Genomic DNA, 16,424 nt, shown 5'->3' with positions numbered 1-16,424 from the left:
CCTAATTCATTCAAAGCGTTTCCTTTATTAATAGACCTCTTTCGAAACTGGTTAAGGTAGTTCAAAATTATAAATGCCAGAGATCAAATTAAATCTAAGAGAGAATCTTTTACGTCTATTTCGATATTTGTCAGCAATAATTTTGAAGCGTTTTAGCATACCAATAACGTTTTCATTCACAACTCTTGCTCCTGCTAACCCATGATTATTCTTTTTATCATTTTTAGTTAAAGGATTTTTCTTGCTTTTTTTCTTTGGTAATTCAGAATTATTGTGAATTTTTTGTATGCCTTGATATCCTGTATCAGTAATCACTTTTACCTTAGGATGGATAAGAATTTTGGATTTCTTAAATAATCTAAAGTCATGTTTTTTATAGTTAGAAAAATCTGTACATATTACTTGGTTGGTTTTCTTGTCTACCACTATTTGAGTTTTTAGTGTATGCCAGTTCTTCTTTCCTGAATAATAGAATTTTTGTTTTTTTTATGTCTTTCTATAGGAGTCTCAGTAGCATCAATCAAGACTACTTCATAATTCATATCACTCTTCATTATAGCTTTACGACCTGGAAGAGCAAAGTTTTGGTGTTTAACTAGGGTGTCTTCTACCCATTTTACAGCTTTATATGCTGAACTTTCACTAATTCCATAGTTCTGACCTATATGGAAATAAGTACGGTATTCTCTAAGGTATTCTAACACCATCAGCAACTGTTCCTCCAAATTGAGCTTATTTTTACGTCCACCTTTTGATTTCTTAAGACCATCAGCTTTCCTCAAAATATCCACCATCTTTGAAAATGTCCTCTTCCTTACTCCTGTTAATCGACGAAATTTTTCATCCTTTAACTCTTTAAGCAGCTTGTATTATTTTGCAATTGAAAGATATGTGCAGCTTAAGCTAGCGATTGGTGAACATTTTTATGATATCGATCAAATAGGCATTAAGTTTTATAGTTTAAGGTTTAAAAAATGGATACACCTCAATGCTCAAGACTTTCTATTAGAAAGCTTAATTGTTTTTGCTATTGGTGTGATAATCTCAATTGTTTTCTTTACGGCTCAAGGTAAAAAAACGATTATTAAGGCTAAAATTAGAGGTGCTGATTTTGTAGGATACAAAAAAAATGGCCTAGCCAAAATGCTAAAAAGGGCCAAAAAGGCCTCGAGAATCTGTTTTTGAGGCTTGCCATTAGTAAAGAATAGTGAAAGATTACACATTCTTATTACTGGAACAACAGGTACCGGTAAAACTAATATGCTTAATGAACTGCTACCACAAATTCGATTACACAAAGATCGAGCAATAATTGTAGACACCACTGGAGCTTTTACTGATAGATTTTTTGATTCTAAATGTGATAAACTGCTTAATTCTTTGGAAAAAATAGTGAGCAGTGGTTGCCTTGGAATGATTGTTTTGAAGCAGCTGATTTTCATGATATAGCGAGTAGTTTTAGTAATTATACTCCTAAACTTGATGACTTTTTTGCTAAAAATGCTGAATTAGTCTTGTCTGAAGCATTGAAGCTATATCAGGATGATAAAGATATCATAAAACTAATTCATGCAATCATTTACTCTGATAATAGACAATTTGTAAAATCTTTTAGAAACACTGACTGCAGATGAAGTCAAAAAAAATTTTCGTATGGTATTTCAACATAAGGTAAATAATATTTTGGGAATTGAACATATGACTTTAATTGATAACTTAAAATTAATTAGAGTTGACAATCTAAATACTAATATCGCATTAGCATTATGCAATGAAGAACGAGAATTTTTAGCAGAATCTAAAGCTAGATATTTGATCAATGCAGGAGTTATAAAACCAAATTCTAAAAAATCTCAAGCAATGGTAGATAAAGACTTATTATATTGGCTTAGAGTATCATATTCTATTGAAGAATACAGTTTTCTATACTATGGGATATAATTCTATTACTAAAAAATGCTTGCTTATTGATTATTTATAAACGAGTCGCTGTTAGATACAACACCTGCAGAAAAATATATAGTAGACCTCTTTCGAAACTGGTTAAAGTAGTTCAAAATTATAAATGCAAGAGATCAAATTAAATCTAAGACCTAATCTTTTACGTCTATTTCGATATTTGTCAGCAATAATTTCGAACTACTTTAACCAGTTTCGAAAGAGGTCTAGTACAGAAACTATTTGCTAGTACTATGAAAGATTCTGACTTTTATTTAAATAAAGAAATACTTTTAGTTATTAAGGAAGCATTACTTCAATCTATTGAGCAAACTCTTAAAGATGATTTCTTAGATAATTCTCCATTGCCTTTAGATATTGTTGAAGAACTTTAATTTATTGGTTATATAATTGCTTCTTCTTTTGCGAGTGATTCTGTCTCTAAACTTAATTCCAATTCTTATCGCCTATTCTTTTCATTCCTCTATCTTATTTATAAAATTCTTTCATTTAACTATCGACACAGTATCTAATACTTGATTTGTGTCTAATTTTAAAATACAAGGCTTATTACACTGTGCATAAGAGATAATTTTTAAGTAAATAAATAACTTTATAAATAAAATTATTGCTTGATTTTTATTGAATCTAATCTATAAATTAATGGCGAAGGTGAACTATAAAGTGAAGTAATTATGGCTACTAGTCCTAACCCTAACTCTAATACTAAAGTTGATTCAATTGATTTATACGTCAGTAAGCGTCTTAAAATGCGTCGTGTAATACTTGGGCTTAGCCAAAAAAAGCTAGCTGAAGCAGTAGATGTAAGTATACAACAGATTCAGAAATACGAAAAATCAACAAATCGTATATCTAGCGGTAAGTTATACAGTTTGGCAAATCTATTAAAGGTTCCAATAGGCTATTTCTTTGAAAATGCAAGTAGTTATACTGATTGCAAGAATAATGTTAATACAATATCTGTATTTGCTGAAGATCAAGAGAATTTTCTATCAGATGATACTGTAACGGAAAAAGAAGTATTAAATCTTATTAAAGCCTTTAATGAAGTTAAGAATTCACATGTTAGAAAAAAAATTATTGACTTAGTAAAGAGTATTAAAGCTATGGAATAATTTGATTAGGTTTTATGACGTACCTCTATTATAAATCTATACATGAGATTTAAAAGAATATCAATGGAATTATTAAAGCATAAGATATTGTATGAAACATCCTATAATTTATCAAAGAAGAACTTAACATAATTTCATATTTTAATGCCAATGATTCAAGTGCATATCCGAAATAATAATTTTATAAAAACTTATTGTTTAGGAGTTAACGCTTTGATCAATATAGAGCTTGCGCAAAAAAGACTCAAAAATACTTTTATTGCAATTGCCAACAAATAAAAAAGGAGCAATAACTTTACCGTTACAAAGGCCAGCTATCATACTTACCTTTTGTATATATTGATAAGCTTTTTCACATAACACCTCCTACCTATAGAGTTATGCATAGTTACTGAGTTTATGATTAGCATCCATCAAAAAGAACTAATATTATAATAAGAGCATTAGCAGATAAATCACTGCTAACTGTATCAATTTTTGATAGCAATATTATTAATATTGCTATTTTAAACTGTTGGATAGAACATGATTTAATTCCGAAATTGCCTAATAATTCTGTAGTTGTGATGAATAATGCAAGTTTTCATAAAAGACTGCATTTAATAAAAAAAACTATAATAGAAAAAATAGACATATATTTTAGAGTATTTACTTCCTTATGGTGTTTTGTATATAAGCTTATATACTGGAGCCAATAGAAGCAATGTATTAAGGATGCGTTGAAAAAATATAAAACTAGAAGATACACAAAAAGATGTTGCAAGAAACTTGTTAAAATCTTACTTTCAAATTAATTTTATTTTTTCTTCAATAGAAATGCTATTTTAGTTGCTAATATTCATAGATAATTATATAATTTATAATCATTAAATAACTTTAAATGAAAAGCAAAATTAATGGATGGATTAACTTATATAAGCCAGCTGGTATAAGTTCAGCACAAGCTGTAGCAAAAATTAAACACTGGCTCAATTTATCTAAAGTAGGGCATGCTGGTACACTTGATGTTGAAGCCGAAGGAGTGCTGCCAATAGCAATTGGAGAAGCTACTAAGTTAGTTCAATATTTAATGGAAGCAACAAAAGAATATCATTTTACCATGAAGTTTGGCACTAAAACTGATAGTGGAGATGTATCAGGTAAGGTAGTGCAAGTAACTAGCAATATACCTACTTATGATGAATGTTTATCAGTAACAAAGAAATTTATTGGTGAAATTGTTCAGGTTCCACCAAGCTATTCTGCATTAAAAATCAATGGTATTAGAGCATATAATCTTGCTAGAAGTGGGCATAAAGTAATTCTTTCTCCTAGGAAAGTAAAAATTTTTAGCCTAAAATTGGAGTCTTATGATTCGATAAACCTTACAGCAACATATTCAACTGAATGTTCAAAAGGTACTTATATCAGAACTTTAAGTCAAGATATAGCTTTATGCTTGCAAAGCTTAAGTTTTGTGGTAAAATTAGCCCGTACTCGAGTAGGATGTTTTAATTATAAGCATGGCAGTCTTTATCTAAATGCATTGAATAGTTTTAGCGAAGCTAAAACTATAGCATACCTTAAGGATGGTATTATGGATACTAAATGTGTATTAAGTAACATTCCATCACTAAGTATAGATGATGTAGTGGCAAGGAAAATTTATTTCGGACAGCTAGTACAGTTGCCTAGATTACATAATTGCTCATTGGTATGGTTACAATATAATAATCAGCTAATTGCAATAGGAAAGGTTGAGGATGGTTATTTTAGATCATCAAAAGTATTTAATTTTATAACTTTATAAGAAGATGTAAGGATTTTATTAATATGTCAATTACAGTTGAACGCAAAAAGGCACTAATTAGCGAATATGCAGATTTAGAAAAAAACACTGGTTCAGTTGAAGTTCAGTGTGCAATTTTAACTGAAAGGATTATTAACTTAACACAGCACTGTAAAATTAATTTTAAAGATTTTCATTCTAAGCGTGGCTTATTAATGTTGGTTAGTAGCCGTAGAAAGTTACTAAGTTATTTGAAGAAAAAAGATTTGAATAGATATACTCAACTTATTAATAGGTTAGGGCTTCGTAAGTAAGAAGGTTGAATTTATTTGATTTATTATATAACTTATAGCAGCAAGTGAAAGTAAGAGTTTATATAAGGTTTTTGTATTTTCTAAGCCTATAATTTTGAGTAATAAAGCAATCAATAACTAAGTTGCATATTGCATATTATTTATAAATAAGCAACTTCCTTTTTTGGTAATGATTAACCTATCAAAATGATAAAACGGTTAACAGGCATTGCTTCTATAATGTTTTAGATAGGAGACAAAAATTAATTAATAAAGTTCTATATAAAGTTTAGAATAGAGAAGTATTTTAGAATATTTATAAAAGTTTTTAGGGGTTTTTAAGGATAACAAATTATGTTTAATGAGATACTAAAAAAAGTTGATTGGCATGGTAATATGCTATCTCTAAGTACTGGTAAGATAGCGCGTAATGCTGACGGAGCAGTTTTGGCATCAATGGGCAATACATCAGTGTTATGTACAGTAGTTTTTGATAAAAACACAAAGAAGGATATGGATTTTTTCCCGTTAAGTGTTTATTACAGAGAAATGGCCTATGCTGCTGGTAAAATTCCAGGAGGCTTTATAAAAAAAGAAGGCAAATTTTCTGAATATGAAGTATTAGTATCAAGATTAATAGACCGTTCTATTCGTCCACTTTTTGATTCTAACTTTCGTAATGATACTCAGATTATTTGCACAGTGATGTCATATGATCCAAGATATAGCCCTGATATTTTAGCAATTATTGGCAGTTCTGCAGCATTAGCAATTTCTGGAATTCCAATCATAAAACCTATTGGAGCTGCTAGAGTTGGAATAGTTAATGATGAATTTATATTAAATCCTGTAATTCACGACAATACAGGAGTCAATGAGCTTGATTTAGTGGTTGCAGCTACTTTTGATTCAGTTACTATGATAGAGGCTCAAGCTTGTGAAATTGATGAAGAAAAAATGTTAGCTGCTATAGAGTTTGGATATAAATCACTAAAACCTGTAATTAACGCTATTGAGGAAATAAAATCAAGCATTAGAAAGGATATTTTTGAAGTTACAGCTAGGCCACATCTAAGGTATAATGATGAAATACTTAAGCATTTTAGCTCTGATATTAAATCAGCACTTTTACTACAAACTAAGAATGAACGTAATCAACAGCTGCAATTAATACAGCAAAAAGTTGTTGATTATTTTTCAAGTGAAGCTAATGATGATGATGCTATTTTAAATATAGAAAAAGCTTTGGATGATGCGAAATCCAAAATATTTAGAGATTTAGTATTACAAGACAAAACCAGAATTGGCAATAGAGCTGTAGATGAAATTAGGCCTATTATTTGTGAAGCTGGTTTATTTAATACAGTGCATGGATCTGCGCTATTTACTCGTGGTGATACTCAAAGCTTAGCAACAATTACATTAGGTAGTAGTACTGATGAACAAATAGTTGAGCAGTTAAATAAGTGTGAAAGGCAGAATTTTTTACTAGATTATATCTTTTTACCTTATTCAGTTGGCGAAATTTCGCCACTAAGAGCTGCTAGTAGAAGAGAAATAGGCCATGGCTGGTTAGCTAAAAAAGCTATTCAACTTGTTATTCCTAGCAAAGATGTATTTCCATATACTATTAGAATCGTATCAGAAATTACTCAATCTGATGGATCTTCTTCAATGGCAACAGTATGTAGCGCTTCGCTTAGCTTAATGGAAGCTGGAGTTCCAATAAAAACACATGTTGCAGGTATTGCTATGGGATTAGTTTTAGGTGAGGGCAATAAGTTTGAGATTTTATCTGATATATCTGGTTGTGAAGATCATTTAGGAGATATGGATTTTAAAGTAGCAAGTACTAAAAACGGTATTACAGCTTTGCAATTAGATATTAAAGTTCAAGGAATTAATTTATCTATGATCGAGAGCACCTTTCGACAAGCTAAAATTGGTATAAATCATATATTAAATGTTATGAATAATACTATTAGTTGCCCTAAATCAGAACTAAGTGCATACGCACCAATGGTTCAAACATTAGAAATTCAAAAAGAAAAAATTCGTGATGTTATTGGATTAGGCGGTAAAGTTATTAAAGAGCTTTGCAAAACTTTTGATGTTGAAATTGATATTAGTGAAAACGGAGAAGTTAAGGTTTGGGGAAATGTAGGGGAAAATGTAAAAAAAGCAGTACAAAATATTGAAAATATTGTGTTCGTTCCACAAATAGGGGATATCTTTGATGGTGAAGTAGTTAAGGTTATTGAATCTGGAGCATTTATAAAATATGTGACTGGTCGAGATGGGTTCGTGCATATTAGCGAAATTAATGATACGCATATAAAAGATATTAATGCACACGTAAAATTAGGCGACAAGGTAAAAGTCAAAATTATTGGAATTGATCATAAGAATCGTGTTAAATTAACTTTGAGAACAGATAAAGAACATTGCAAGAATAAAAATGAGCAGTATAATGATATTACTACAACAACAGGCAGTGTAAAGAAAAAGATTAAAATTGCTCCCAAGGAAGCAGCAGTAATTTCTAATAGGAAATACTTTGATTAATAATAAACAACACGTTAGGGAAGGGGAGTAATATTAAAAGTTTAGTCAGTTTTTTCAAGAAATGTTGTGACATACTTTATACTCCTTATACTCCTTGATCTTTTTAGTCAATAGATCCTTGATTCTTATTATTATTTTAAGCCTAGATCTGTAGTAGATGGGCTGCTTTTTCTAGAAGTATACTTATCTCTATGTGTAGTACTACTACATTCTTTATTATCTGCATCTATACTTGCAGCTGATTGCAGCTGCAACTCTGACAACTCCAATTGCGTTAACTCTATAAAATATGGAAGTAAAGATTTGTCGCATCTAAACTCATAAGCCATTTGAGAGAGAAGTGTTTCACTATTAACACTGCTTTTTAATGCAGGCCAGCAATTATCGCGAAGACTCTTATCTTGTGTAATAAAACTACTTATTTTTAGCGAGTCATCTAACATTTGATCTGGTATAGATTTATGCTCTTTGAAATAACCAGTATTTTTTAAAAATTGATGCGTATTACACAAGGCTTTCATTTCAGAAGACATATTATTACTGTGATCATCTACTATATCAACGCCACGTTGTACTAATATCTTAGCACAATCATAGTTACCACGATCAATAGCTGCATCTAGAATAGTTAGCCATCCTGTCCTTGAATATTTTTCTTGTAAAGCGCTAACATCTAATCCACTATCGAGTAATAGTTTAGCGCTTTCTTTGCAATTTCGATCTAGCAAACGAAACATCAGTATGTGTACTGTATTAGGATCGAAGTTTATAAGTTTACTAGGATCACCACTGTTTTCTAAAATGCAGTTAATTCTTTGTTTGGATTCATAATCATTTGTATTATCTGCACTAATTCCAACCATCCTTAGATAGTCATTACAGAGATCCATTTTTTTAGCTTCAAATTTAGATTCGTCATCTTTATATTGATATCTTAGATTAGTGTTAATAGTATAATCAAGCAAAGTATCTAGTAGACTAGTTGATGCATTGTGTGGGTTCATTATTAATACTGTTTCAATTACAGGATGAACAACCATGCCTCCAAAAACTGAGTTTGCTGTTTGTTTACTAAGTTTACCTTGCGAATAAAAATCCATTGCTATGCGCCTACAATAGTCACCTTCATTAATAGGAAAGTCGCTATTTAAAAATAATGCTGCATACCTACTAGATTTTTTACAGTTTTCCATATTTTCACAAAAAGACACAAACTCCAATGCTAACTCTTCTGGAACTCTTGAGTATAATTCACTAGTAGCAGCATCATTGTCTGAAAAACCACCGCGAGTTTTAACTAATATTCTTGCTTGTAAATGTTGCCTATTCTGTATTAATTCAGCCACCTCTTGAACTAATGCAATATCCTCTGGATTCATGGTAAACTAGACTTTCCTTTATAAGTTTTTATTACTCTACATTAAAATAACAATAACGCAACTTTAAGTGGAAAGTCAATATTTTATTTTATTATCTATTTCTTCCTCCTCTATCTTTATCTCCTCTTTCAGCAGATTTTTTATGAAATTTCATTGCTTGTAATTTATTATTATAATAACTAACATCGTTTTTATTGCCTCCACCATACTTGAGTGCATATTTTGCACCTCCAATTATTAAATTATGGATAAAATTACTCAAACGTGTTTCTCCTGCAATACGTCTTGGATTAAGCAGTTTATAGACTTCATATATTGCAAATCTTTTTAGATTTTTCTTTAGTTCTGCTCTAGACGGTTCAGAAATATATTCTAAGTTATCTTTATTTTGCTCTAATTCTTGATTTTCTTCTGCTAAAGTTCTTGTGTGCTTATATATTAACTCTTTACTTATTTTAGCAATTTGCTTAGTAATTTGCTGTTCAAGCTCTTGAGTTAATTCTATAGATGTAGAGCCTGAAGAATTACTAAGCAGTAATTTTTTAATTAACAGTATAATGTTTGTTTGCAGCTTTGATACATCTTGATTAATTTCAAAGTTACTAATTAATGCTTCTAATTCAGCTTCAAATTCTGCATTATTTTTTAATTTTTGGTAAAACTCATTAACCAAATTATCAGAGGAAGTATCTTGACTAGCAGTAAAAATAGATTCTTTGGTCAAATTATTAGTATCTTCTTCATCCTCATTCTTATCGGTAGTATCATCAGTGTTATTTTTTAATTTATCATCGTTATCGTCATCGTCAATCATAGCATAAATTCAGAATAAGGATTTAAGAGCTTATAATATATCATATTATGATTATGATATGCATGTTTTAAGCTAACAATTTGGTTTAAATTAAAGTAGGTAGAAAAAGGTGTAGTAAAAAAACAGCAATTTACCAAAAGTTATATAATTAATATTATGGAAAATAGCTAATAAAATGCAGTTTTAATTTAAATGCAGGTTTAATTTTCAAGGTTTACAAGTTTACAACAAGATGTCTTCTGACGATAGATATCTATTAAAAGAAATAAAACTGCACAAATGCATACTGCTGTTATGTAAATTGCTGGAGCTATAAGATCATTAAAATATTGCCATAACGCTAAGCATATTGCGATGCTACTGCGGCCCCAGAATTCACAGCCAATAACATACCCAATTCCTATAAATAAATATTTGTTACCATCAACTTTTTGAACCAACCACACATTTAATAATGATGTAAAAACTACTCCACAAAATATTATCCAGCATTTGATTAAAATAATGACTTGTAATGTTAACTTTGGAAGATAAATAAAGCATGGTATTATCGTTACAGCAAATAGTATTACGGCTAATAACATCCATATTTTATAATTATTACTCCGTATTATATGTCCTATAGCTACTATCATAGCAGCATCAAAATACATAAGTACATTACTATATGCAAGTATTTCTGTACGAGAAATATTACTAATTAAAGGTATAATATTATCTAATATAACAAATGGAACAGCGTAAGTAATATAACTTAATCCATGCAAGCACGAAACTTTTAGTAATAAGAAAAATTTAGATGATATGGTCTGATTAGATTTTGAAGAATGCGTCATAACATTTTTGTGATATGCAGTATAATTGACACTATTGCTATTTGAAAATATTACTAACCTAAGACATAATCCAATAATTCCAGTTAGCATTCCTAAAGCAAAAGCATATCGCCAGTTCGCAAATGATGCTGTGCTGCTACTTATTATAGTAGCAATAGCAGAAGCCAATATAATACCTATCATCGTTGAGCACTGGTAATAGCTATTAGCTTTAATAAACTCTTTACTTTTAACTGTATTAAATATAAGTATAGATGATATACCTACTTCTCCAGCCGCAAAAAACCCTTGCGCAACTTTAGCTAGAATTAACAAAATTGTAGCTGCTATACCAATAGATTCATAACTTGGAATAATAGCAACAGAAAAAGTTGTAAAAGCTACTCCACCTAGAGTAATTAACAACACTTTCCTTGAATCAATGATATTAACTAACCAGCCAAAAAACCATACTCCTACTGGCTTAGCAATAATGGTACATGAGGAGAACAAACTATGTACTACAATCAGAGTAATAACTTCACTCTCAAAGTCAAGAAAATTACTCGCTAAGTATGGAGCTAGAAATATGTATAAAGCTGTGTTATAATGATCTAGGGCATTACCAAGCAAGATTAATAAAAAAGTTTTATAAGATTGAAACATCAATATTATAAAGTATTTGCATAAAGTATTTTATATTTTTGCATATCATCTATACTTATTAATTGATTTTCTACTAACCTAAAAAAATAATTAAATGATTAAGAGAAATTTTTACTGTACATTAACTGAACTATTTATTAATTGATTTTCTACTAACCTAAAAAAATAATTAAATGATTAAGAGCATAAATTTTTACTGTACATTAACTGAACTATTTAATCAAACTCTTTGTAAGTTATTGGAAAAATGTTATTCGACTTCTTTGAACACAATTACATTAGTAGATGAAAAAAAAACTGAAGAAGCTATAAATAATACTTTATGGTCTTTTAGTTCTACATCGTTTATTCCTCATGGTTGTAGTATCGATCCTGAACCTAGTAGTCAACCAATATATATCACAACTAATTATGAAAATCCCAATCAAGCTAAAATATTAGTACTAGTAATCTTAAGCTACAACTGCTGTAATGCTAACTATGATAACAATATAAGTTATTTTCAACAATTTGAAAGAACACTAATAATATTTAAGGAAAATGACAACAAATTGATAGATTACATGAATAATTATTATCATAGGCTTAAACAAGATGGATATTTGCCAAGTTACTTTAAGCAAAAACAACAAAATAAGAATAAGCAAGCTCAATGGCAACTATTAACTGATGAATTAATTTAAGATAAATTCTTGAATTAATTATGATTTACTATTCTTCCATCATTCGGCGCCTCATCGCCCTCTCCTTTCTGTGCCTACGCTCTGATTCTTGCTTTTTTCTTACTCTCTTTACTGAAGGAGGCTCATAAAAGCGAGACATTTTCATTGAACGAAAAACAAGCTCCCTCTGCATTTTCTTTTTTAGACTTCTAATAGCCAACTCACTATTATTCGCATTAACTGGCACATGAATCACAATTTCATTACTCCTTAATCCTTAAAATATATAAAATATGCTTATTCTTGATTATTAGTAAATATAAGCTCTAATTAGTAATTTTACTTAATATTTAATTGTATTATTTGGGGTCAAAGTATATAATCAAAATCTGTTAAAGTCAATAATTGTAAACATTAATCATTGATATGGATAAGAAAAAAAGGCTAATTTTAGAACAATTGGTAAATCTAATTCCAGAACTAGGCTTAAATATAGAAGCATTATCTTTAGCATCTGAAAACGCTGGTTTAGTTAGCCATTATTGGGAAATATTGTTCCCAAATGGACTAAAAGAGGTATCATCTAACTTGGAAAAGTTTTTTGACAACCTAATGATGAATCAACTAAAGTCAATTAAAGACCCAGTTCGAACTCATCAAAAAATTATTACAGCTTTACAATATCGTATTAAATTGGTGCCACAAGAAGTTGCATCAAAACTATGTTTTTTTTATGCTATGCCAAATAATTATTCTACTGCTATAACAAATAGTTGGGCTACTTGCAATAAAATATGGCACTATGCTAATGATAAATCAATGGATTTCAACTATTACACTAAACGTGCTTTATTAATGACAGCGTACTTACCAAGTATTGCATATTACATTACAGATAGTTCAAATGACTATCATAAAACAGATTACTTTATTACTAAAGTTATTGAAAAAATTCTCAATGCAGCTAAATTAAAGCAGAAAATCAAGTCTATAAAATTAGATGATATACCAATAGTAAGATTTTTTCTTTAAGATTAAGAAATATATTTTATATTACAGGATTCAGAAATGGCTACGCAGCACAGCAGATATTATCCAGAAGTAGATGCATCTCTCTCTTTACCATCTATAGAAAAAGACATTTTACATTATTGGAAAAAATATAATATTTTTATTAAATCTGTTGATTGGCATGCTGCTAAATCTGGAGAAAAAAGTAATGAATTTATTTTTTATGATGGCCCACCGTTTGCTAATGGATTGCCTCATTATGGGCACTTGCTAACTGGGTTTATCAAAGATACATATGCTAGATATCAAACAATTAAAGGGAAAAGAGTTGAGAGAAAATTTGGTTGGGATTGCCATGGATTGCCAGCAGAAATGGCCGCAGAAAAGGAACTTGGTATTTCTGGTCGTATAGCAATTACTAATTTAGGTATTGATAAGTTCAATGAATATTGCAGCTCTTCAGTAATGAAATACGCAAGTTATTGGAAGGAATATGTAGAGCGTCAAGCAAGATGGGTAGATTTTGATAATTCCTATAAAACAATGGATTTGAGTTTTATGGAATCAGTATTATGGGCTTTTAAACAACTATATAATAAGGGTCTAATTTACCAATCTATGCGTGTTGTCCCATACTCCTGGGCTTGTGAAACAGCTTTGTCAAACTTTGAGACTAAGCTAGATAATTCATATCGTGAACGAGAGGACAAAGCAGTAACAGTTGGTTTTATTTTGCGTGAAAAACCAAAATCTGCTCCTCCAGGATTTCAAGAATATAGAGTGTTAGCCTGGACTACAACTCCATGGACGTTGCCATCAAATCTTGCACTTGCAGTAAAAAAAGACATTGATTATATAGCAATACCATCACAGAATAAAAATATATGCTATATATTAGGAAAATTCGCTTTAAAAAATTATATTAAATCTCTTAATTTAACTTCAGAAAAGCAAGATATCTATGTATCATTTAAAGGTGAAGAACTTGAAGGTATTCATTACCAACCATTATTTGACTATTTTTCTAATAAGCAAAATGCATTTAAAATTTTATGCGGAGATTTTATTACAGAAGAAGCAGGTACTGGAATAGTACATATGGCACCTGGTTTTGGAGAAGATGACCAGTTGTTATGTCAGCAACACAACATAGAGTTAGTGTGCCCAGTAGATAATGCAGGCAAATTTACAAAAGAAGTGACTGATTTCTTTGGTATGCAAGTATTTGATGCTAATGATAAGATTATTAATTACCTTAAAGCACAAGGTAATTGGATTAAAACTGAACAACATATACATAACTACCCTCATTGCTGGCGTACTGATACAGCATTAATATATAAAGCCGTATCATCTTGGTATGTAAAAGTTAGCGCATTTAAAGAAAGAATGGTGCAATTAAATCAACAAATCAATTGGATTCCTGAAAACGTTAAAGATGGGCTGTTTGGTAAATGGATAGAGAATGCTCGTGATTGGTCAATAAGTCGTAATAGATTCTGGGGCACACCTATTCCAATCTGGATTTCTAGTGATAATAATTATCCTAGAATTGATGTTTATGGATCAATTGCTGAATTAGAAAAAGATTTTGGAGTTAAAATTGATAACCTACATCGTCCATTCATAGATCAGCTTACTAGAGTAAATCCAGATGATCCGACTGGACAATCAATTATGAAACGAGTTGATGATGTTTTTGACTGTTGGTTTGAAAGTGGTTCAATGCCTTATGCTCAGGTACATTATCCATTTGAAAACAAAGAATGGTTTGAAACACACTTCCCTTCTGACTTTATTGTAGAATATGCAGCTCAAACTCGTGGATGGTTTTATACTCTTTTAGTTCTATCAACAGCATTGTTTGATCGTGTTCCGTTTTTAAATTGCATATGCCATGGTGTTATTTTGGATGAAAATAGACAAAAATTATCTAAACGTCTTAACAATTATGTTGATCCTTTAGAATTATTTAATAAATATGGAGCTGATGCATTAAGATTTGTGATGCTATCATCTGGAGTAACTCGAGGTCAAGAGTTACTAATTGATAAGGATGAACAAATGGTATTTGATAGTTTACGATTACACTTGAAGCCATTATGGAATGCTTATCATTTCTTCTCTATATATGCTAATGCAGATAATATACAAGGAGAATGTATTACTTATTCAGAAAATGTGCTAGATAAGTTTATTTTATCAAAACTAAAGATTGCTGTACAAAAAATAGATCAAGCATTGGCGACGTTTAACAGTGTTACTGCCTGTTCTGTATTTAGTAGTTTTATTGATGTAATGAATAATTGGTATATTCGTCGTAGCAGACAAAGGTTTTGGAAAAATGAAAAAGATGGTGACAAAAAATTAGCATATAATGTTTTGTATACCTGCTTAAACTATATAGTCAGAGCCGCCTCCCCTTTTCTACCGATGCTTTGTGAAGAAATATATCTAGGTCTACATGGCAATAAAAGAGATGGAAGCATAAGTGTTCATTTGGTAGAATTTCCAAATGTTAATGATATTGAAATTGATGATCATTTAGTAACTGTAATGGATCAAATTATTACAATATGCAGTGCTGCTCTTTATATTAGAAATACAGAAAATATTAGAATACGCCAACCTTTACAGTATTTGTCTATTATTCATTCTAAGGCTAGTCAGTTTCAGAAATTTGATTATTTAATCAAAGAGGAAGTTAATGTAAAAAACATTTTATATTACGAAAATACAAATGATTACATTAATTTTAAGCTAGTACTAAATTTTCCTCTTTTAGGAAAAAGAATACCTGAGCAGATTAAATCAGTAATACAAGCTAATAAAGCTAACAATTGGCAAAAGCTAGATGATGGAACAGTTAAATTGGGAAACATAGATCTTTTACCAGAAGAGTATTCACTAATAGCTGAACCTAAAACAAGCAATGGAGCTAAAGCGATAGGTAATGATGGAATAATTATGCTAGATCTTAGTATCACTAATGAGTTATATCTTGAAGGCATTGCTCGTGATTTAATTAGGTTAATTCAAAAAGCGAGAAAAGATGCACAGTTTCATATTTCAGATAATATTTATTTAGAAATTAGTAGTACTGGAACTGAAATTAATAATGCTATAGATAAATGTAAATCAATTATAACTCAGCAAACATTATCTAGTATATGCACTATTGATGTATATGATTATTTTTATTCTGATAAAATAGGTAATGATACTGTAATTATTAAAATGGCTAAAGCTGTAAGACATTGAATTAATGGTTTTATTGACATTTATTAGGAAAAAATGTATTTTTTTTATAAATTAGAAAAAGTTTGAGCATTAGTAAATATGTTTATAATAGCTCAAGAATGTAAACGGTTTATAAG

14 protein-coding genes and 2 pseudogenes are annotated in these 16,424 nt (G+C 30.0%); 10 read left to right on the top strand and 6 right to left on the bottom strand.

Annotated features, from left to right (window positions below):
- Positions 1-51: 51 nt before the first annotated feature.
- A protein-coding gene (locus DK405_RS01640) for an IS5 family transposase (RefSeq protein WP_109510563.1) occupies positions 52-863 on the bottom strand; the annotation gives its coding sequence in 2 pieces (ribosomal slippage) (positions 52-488 and positions 488-863; 813 coding nt in all).
- Between DK405_RS01640 and DK405_RS15310 the strand changes: the two are divergent.
- Together DK405_RS15310 and DK405_RS01620 are read left to right on the top strand one after the other, a co-directional pair.
- Positions 853-1,622: pseudogene (locus DK405_RS15310) on the top strand (type IV secretion system DNA-binding domain-containing protein); the annotation flags it as partial. The gene DK405_RS01640 and the pseudogene DK405_RS15310 sit on opposite strands and share 11 nt — an antisense overlap.
- A 76-nt stretch (positions 1,623-1,698) precedes the next feature.
- Complete coding sequence (locus DK405_RS01620; protein WP_223844946.1) at positions 1,699-1,941, top strand: hypothetical protein; 243 nt, start codon at positions 1,699-1,701, stop codon at positions 1,939-1,941.
- A 102-nt stretch (positions 1,942-2,043) separates the two neighbouring features.
- On the opposite strand, the pseudogene DK405_RS01615 reads toward DK405_RS01620, so the two are convergent.
- A pseudogene (locus DK405_RS01615) lies at positions 2,044-2,139 on the bottom strand (IS5/IS1182 family transposase); the annotation flags it as partial.
- Positions 2,140-2,192: 53 nt separating this feature from the next.
- Between DK405_RS01615 and DK405_RS12685 the strand changes: the two are divergent.
- The 5 genes from DK405_RS12685 to DK405_RS01590 all read left to right on the top strand — a co-directional run bounded on the left by DK405_RS12685 (position 2,193) and on the right by DK405_RS01590 (position 7,700).
- Positions 2,193-2,333, top strand: coding sequence for a hypothetical protein (locus DK405_RS12685; RefSeq protein WP_162562998.1), 141 nt, complete (start codon positions 2,193-2,195; stop codon positions 2,331-2,333).
- A 300-nt stretch (positions 2,334-2,633) separates the two neighbouring features.
- Positions 2,634-3,074, top strand: coding sequence for a helix-turn-helix domain-containing protein (locus DK405_RS01610; RefSeq protein WP_012461870.1), 441 nt, complete (start codon positions 2,634-2,636; stop codon positions 3,072-3,074).
- Positions 3,075-3,954: 880 nt separating this feature from the next.
- Complete coding sequence (gene truB, locus DK405_RS01600; protein WP_045912240.1) at positions 3,955-4,863, top strand: tRNA pseudouridine(55) synthase TruB; 909 nt, start codon at positions 3,955-3,957, stop codon at positions 4,861-4,863.
- 23 nt (positions 4,864-4,886) lie between these two features.
- Positions 4,887-5,156, top strand: coding sequence for a 30S ribosomal protein S15 (gene rpsO / locus DK405_RS01595; RefSeq protein WP_012461867.1), 270 nt, complete (start codon positions 4,887-4,889; stop codon positions 5,154-5,156).
- Positions 5,157-5,489: 333 nt separating this feature from the next.
- The gene (locus DK405_RS01590) at positions 5,490-7,700 is read left to right on the top strand and encodes a polyribonucleotide nucleotidyltransferase (protein ID WP_045912241.1); all 2,211 of its coding nucleotides are present in this window, start codon (positions 5,490-5,492) and stop codon (positions 7,698-7,700) included.
- 131 nt (positions 7,701-7,831) lie between these two features.
- Here DK405_RS01590 and DK405_RS01585 read toward each other — a convergent pair whose 3' ends face one another.
- The 3 genes from DK405_RS01585 to DK405_RS01575 all read right to left on the bottom strand — a co-directional run bounded on the left by DK405_RS01585 (position 7,832) and on the right by DK405_RS01575 (position 11,374).
- Positions 7,832-9,079: an ankyrin repeat domain-containing protein gene (locus DK405_RS01585; protein ID WP_045912242.1), complete on the bottom strand. Its 1,248-nt coding sequence runs from the start codon at positions 9,077-9,079 to the stop codon at positions 7,832-7,834.
- A 91-nt stretch (positions 9,080-9,170) separates the two neighbouring features.
- Positions 9,171-9,893 carry a DUF5394 family protein gene (locus DK405_RS01580; protein ID WP_045912243.1) on the bottom strand — a complete coding sequence of 241 codons (723 nt, stop codon included), beginning with the start codon at positions 9,891-9,893 and terminating at the stop codon, positions 9,171-9,173.
- 200 nt (positions 9,894-10,093) lie between these two features.
- The gene (locus DK405_RS01575; RefSeq protein WP_045912244.1) at positions 10,094-11,374 is read right to left on the bottom strand and encodes an MFS transporter; all 1,281 of its coding nucleotides are present in this window, start codon (positions 11,372-11,374) and stop codon (positions 10,094-10,096) included.
- Positions 11,375-11,547: 173 nt separating this feature from the next.
- Here DK405_RS01575 and DK405_RS01570 point away from each other — a divergent pair, with 173 nt between their 5' ends.
- On the top strand, positions 11,548-12,057 hold the full coding sequence (locus tag DK405_RS01570; protein WP_052691639.1) for a DNA polymerase III subunit chi: 510 nt from the start codon (positions 11,548-11,550) through the stop codon (positions 12,055-12,057).
- A gap of 28 nt (positions 12,058-12,085) precedes the next feature.
- Here the strand turns inward: DK405_RS01570 and rpsU are convergent, their stop codons facing one another.
- Positions 12,086-12,292, bottom strand: a complete 207-nt coding sequence (gene rpsU, locus DK405_RS01565; RefSeq protein ID WP_012461860.1) for a 30S ribosomal protein S21 — start codon at positions 12,290-12,292, stop codon at positions 12,086-12,088.
- Positions 12,293-12,462: 170 nt separating this feature from the next.
- Between rpsU and DK405_RS01560 the strand changes: the two genes are divergently transcribed.
- Together DK405_RS01560 and ileS are read left to right on the top strand one after the other, a co-directional pair.
- Positions 12,463-13,068 carry a COQ9 family protein gene (locus tag DK405_RS01560; RefSeq protein WP_045912245.1) on the top strand — a complete coding sequence of 202 codons (606 nt, stop codon included), beginning with the start codon at positions 12,463-12,465 and terminating at the stop codon, positions 13,066-13,068.
- A gap of 36 nt (positions 13,069-13,104) precedes the next feature.
- Complete coding sequence (ileS, locus tag DK405_RS01555; RefSeq protein ID WP_045912246.1) at positions 13,105-16,308, top strand: isoleucine--tRNA ligase; 3,204 nt, start codon at positions 13,105-13,107, stop codon at positions 16,306-16,308.
- Positions 16,309-16,424 lie beyond the last annotated feature (116 nt).

The sequence above is a fragment of the Orientia tsutsugamushi genome (assembly GCF_900327275.1).
Taxonomy (GTDB): domain Bacteria; phylum Pseudomonadota; class Alphaproteobacteria; order Rickettsiales; family Rickettsiaceae; genus Orientia; species Orientia tsutsugamushi.
Note: the sequence above shows the minus strand (reverse complement) of the source record. Positions and strands in the feature narration are given on the sequence as shown.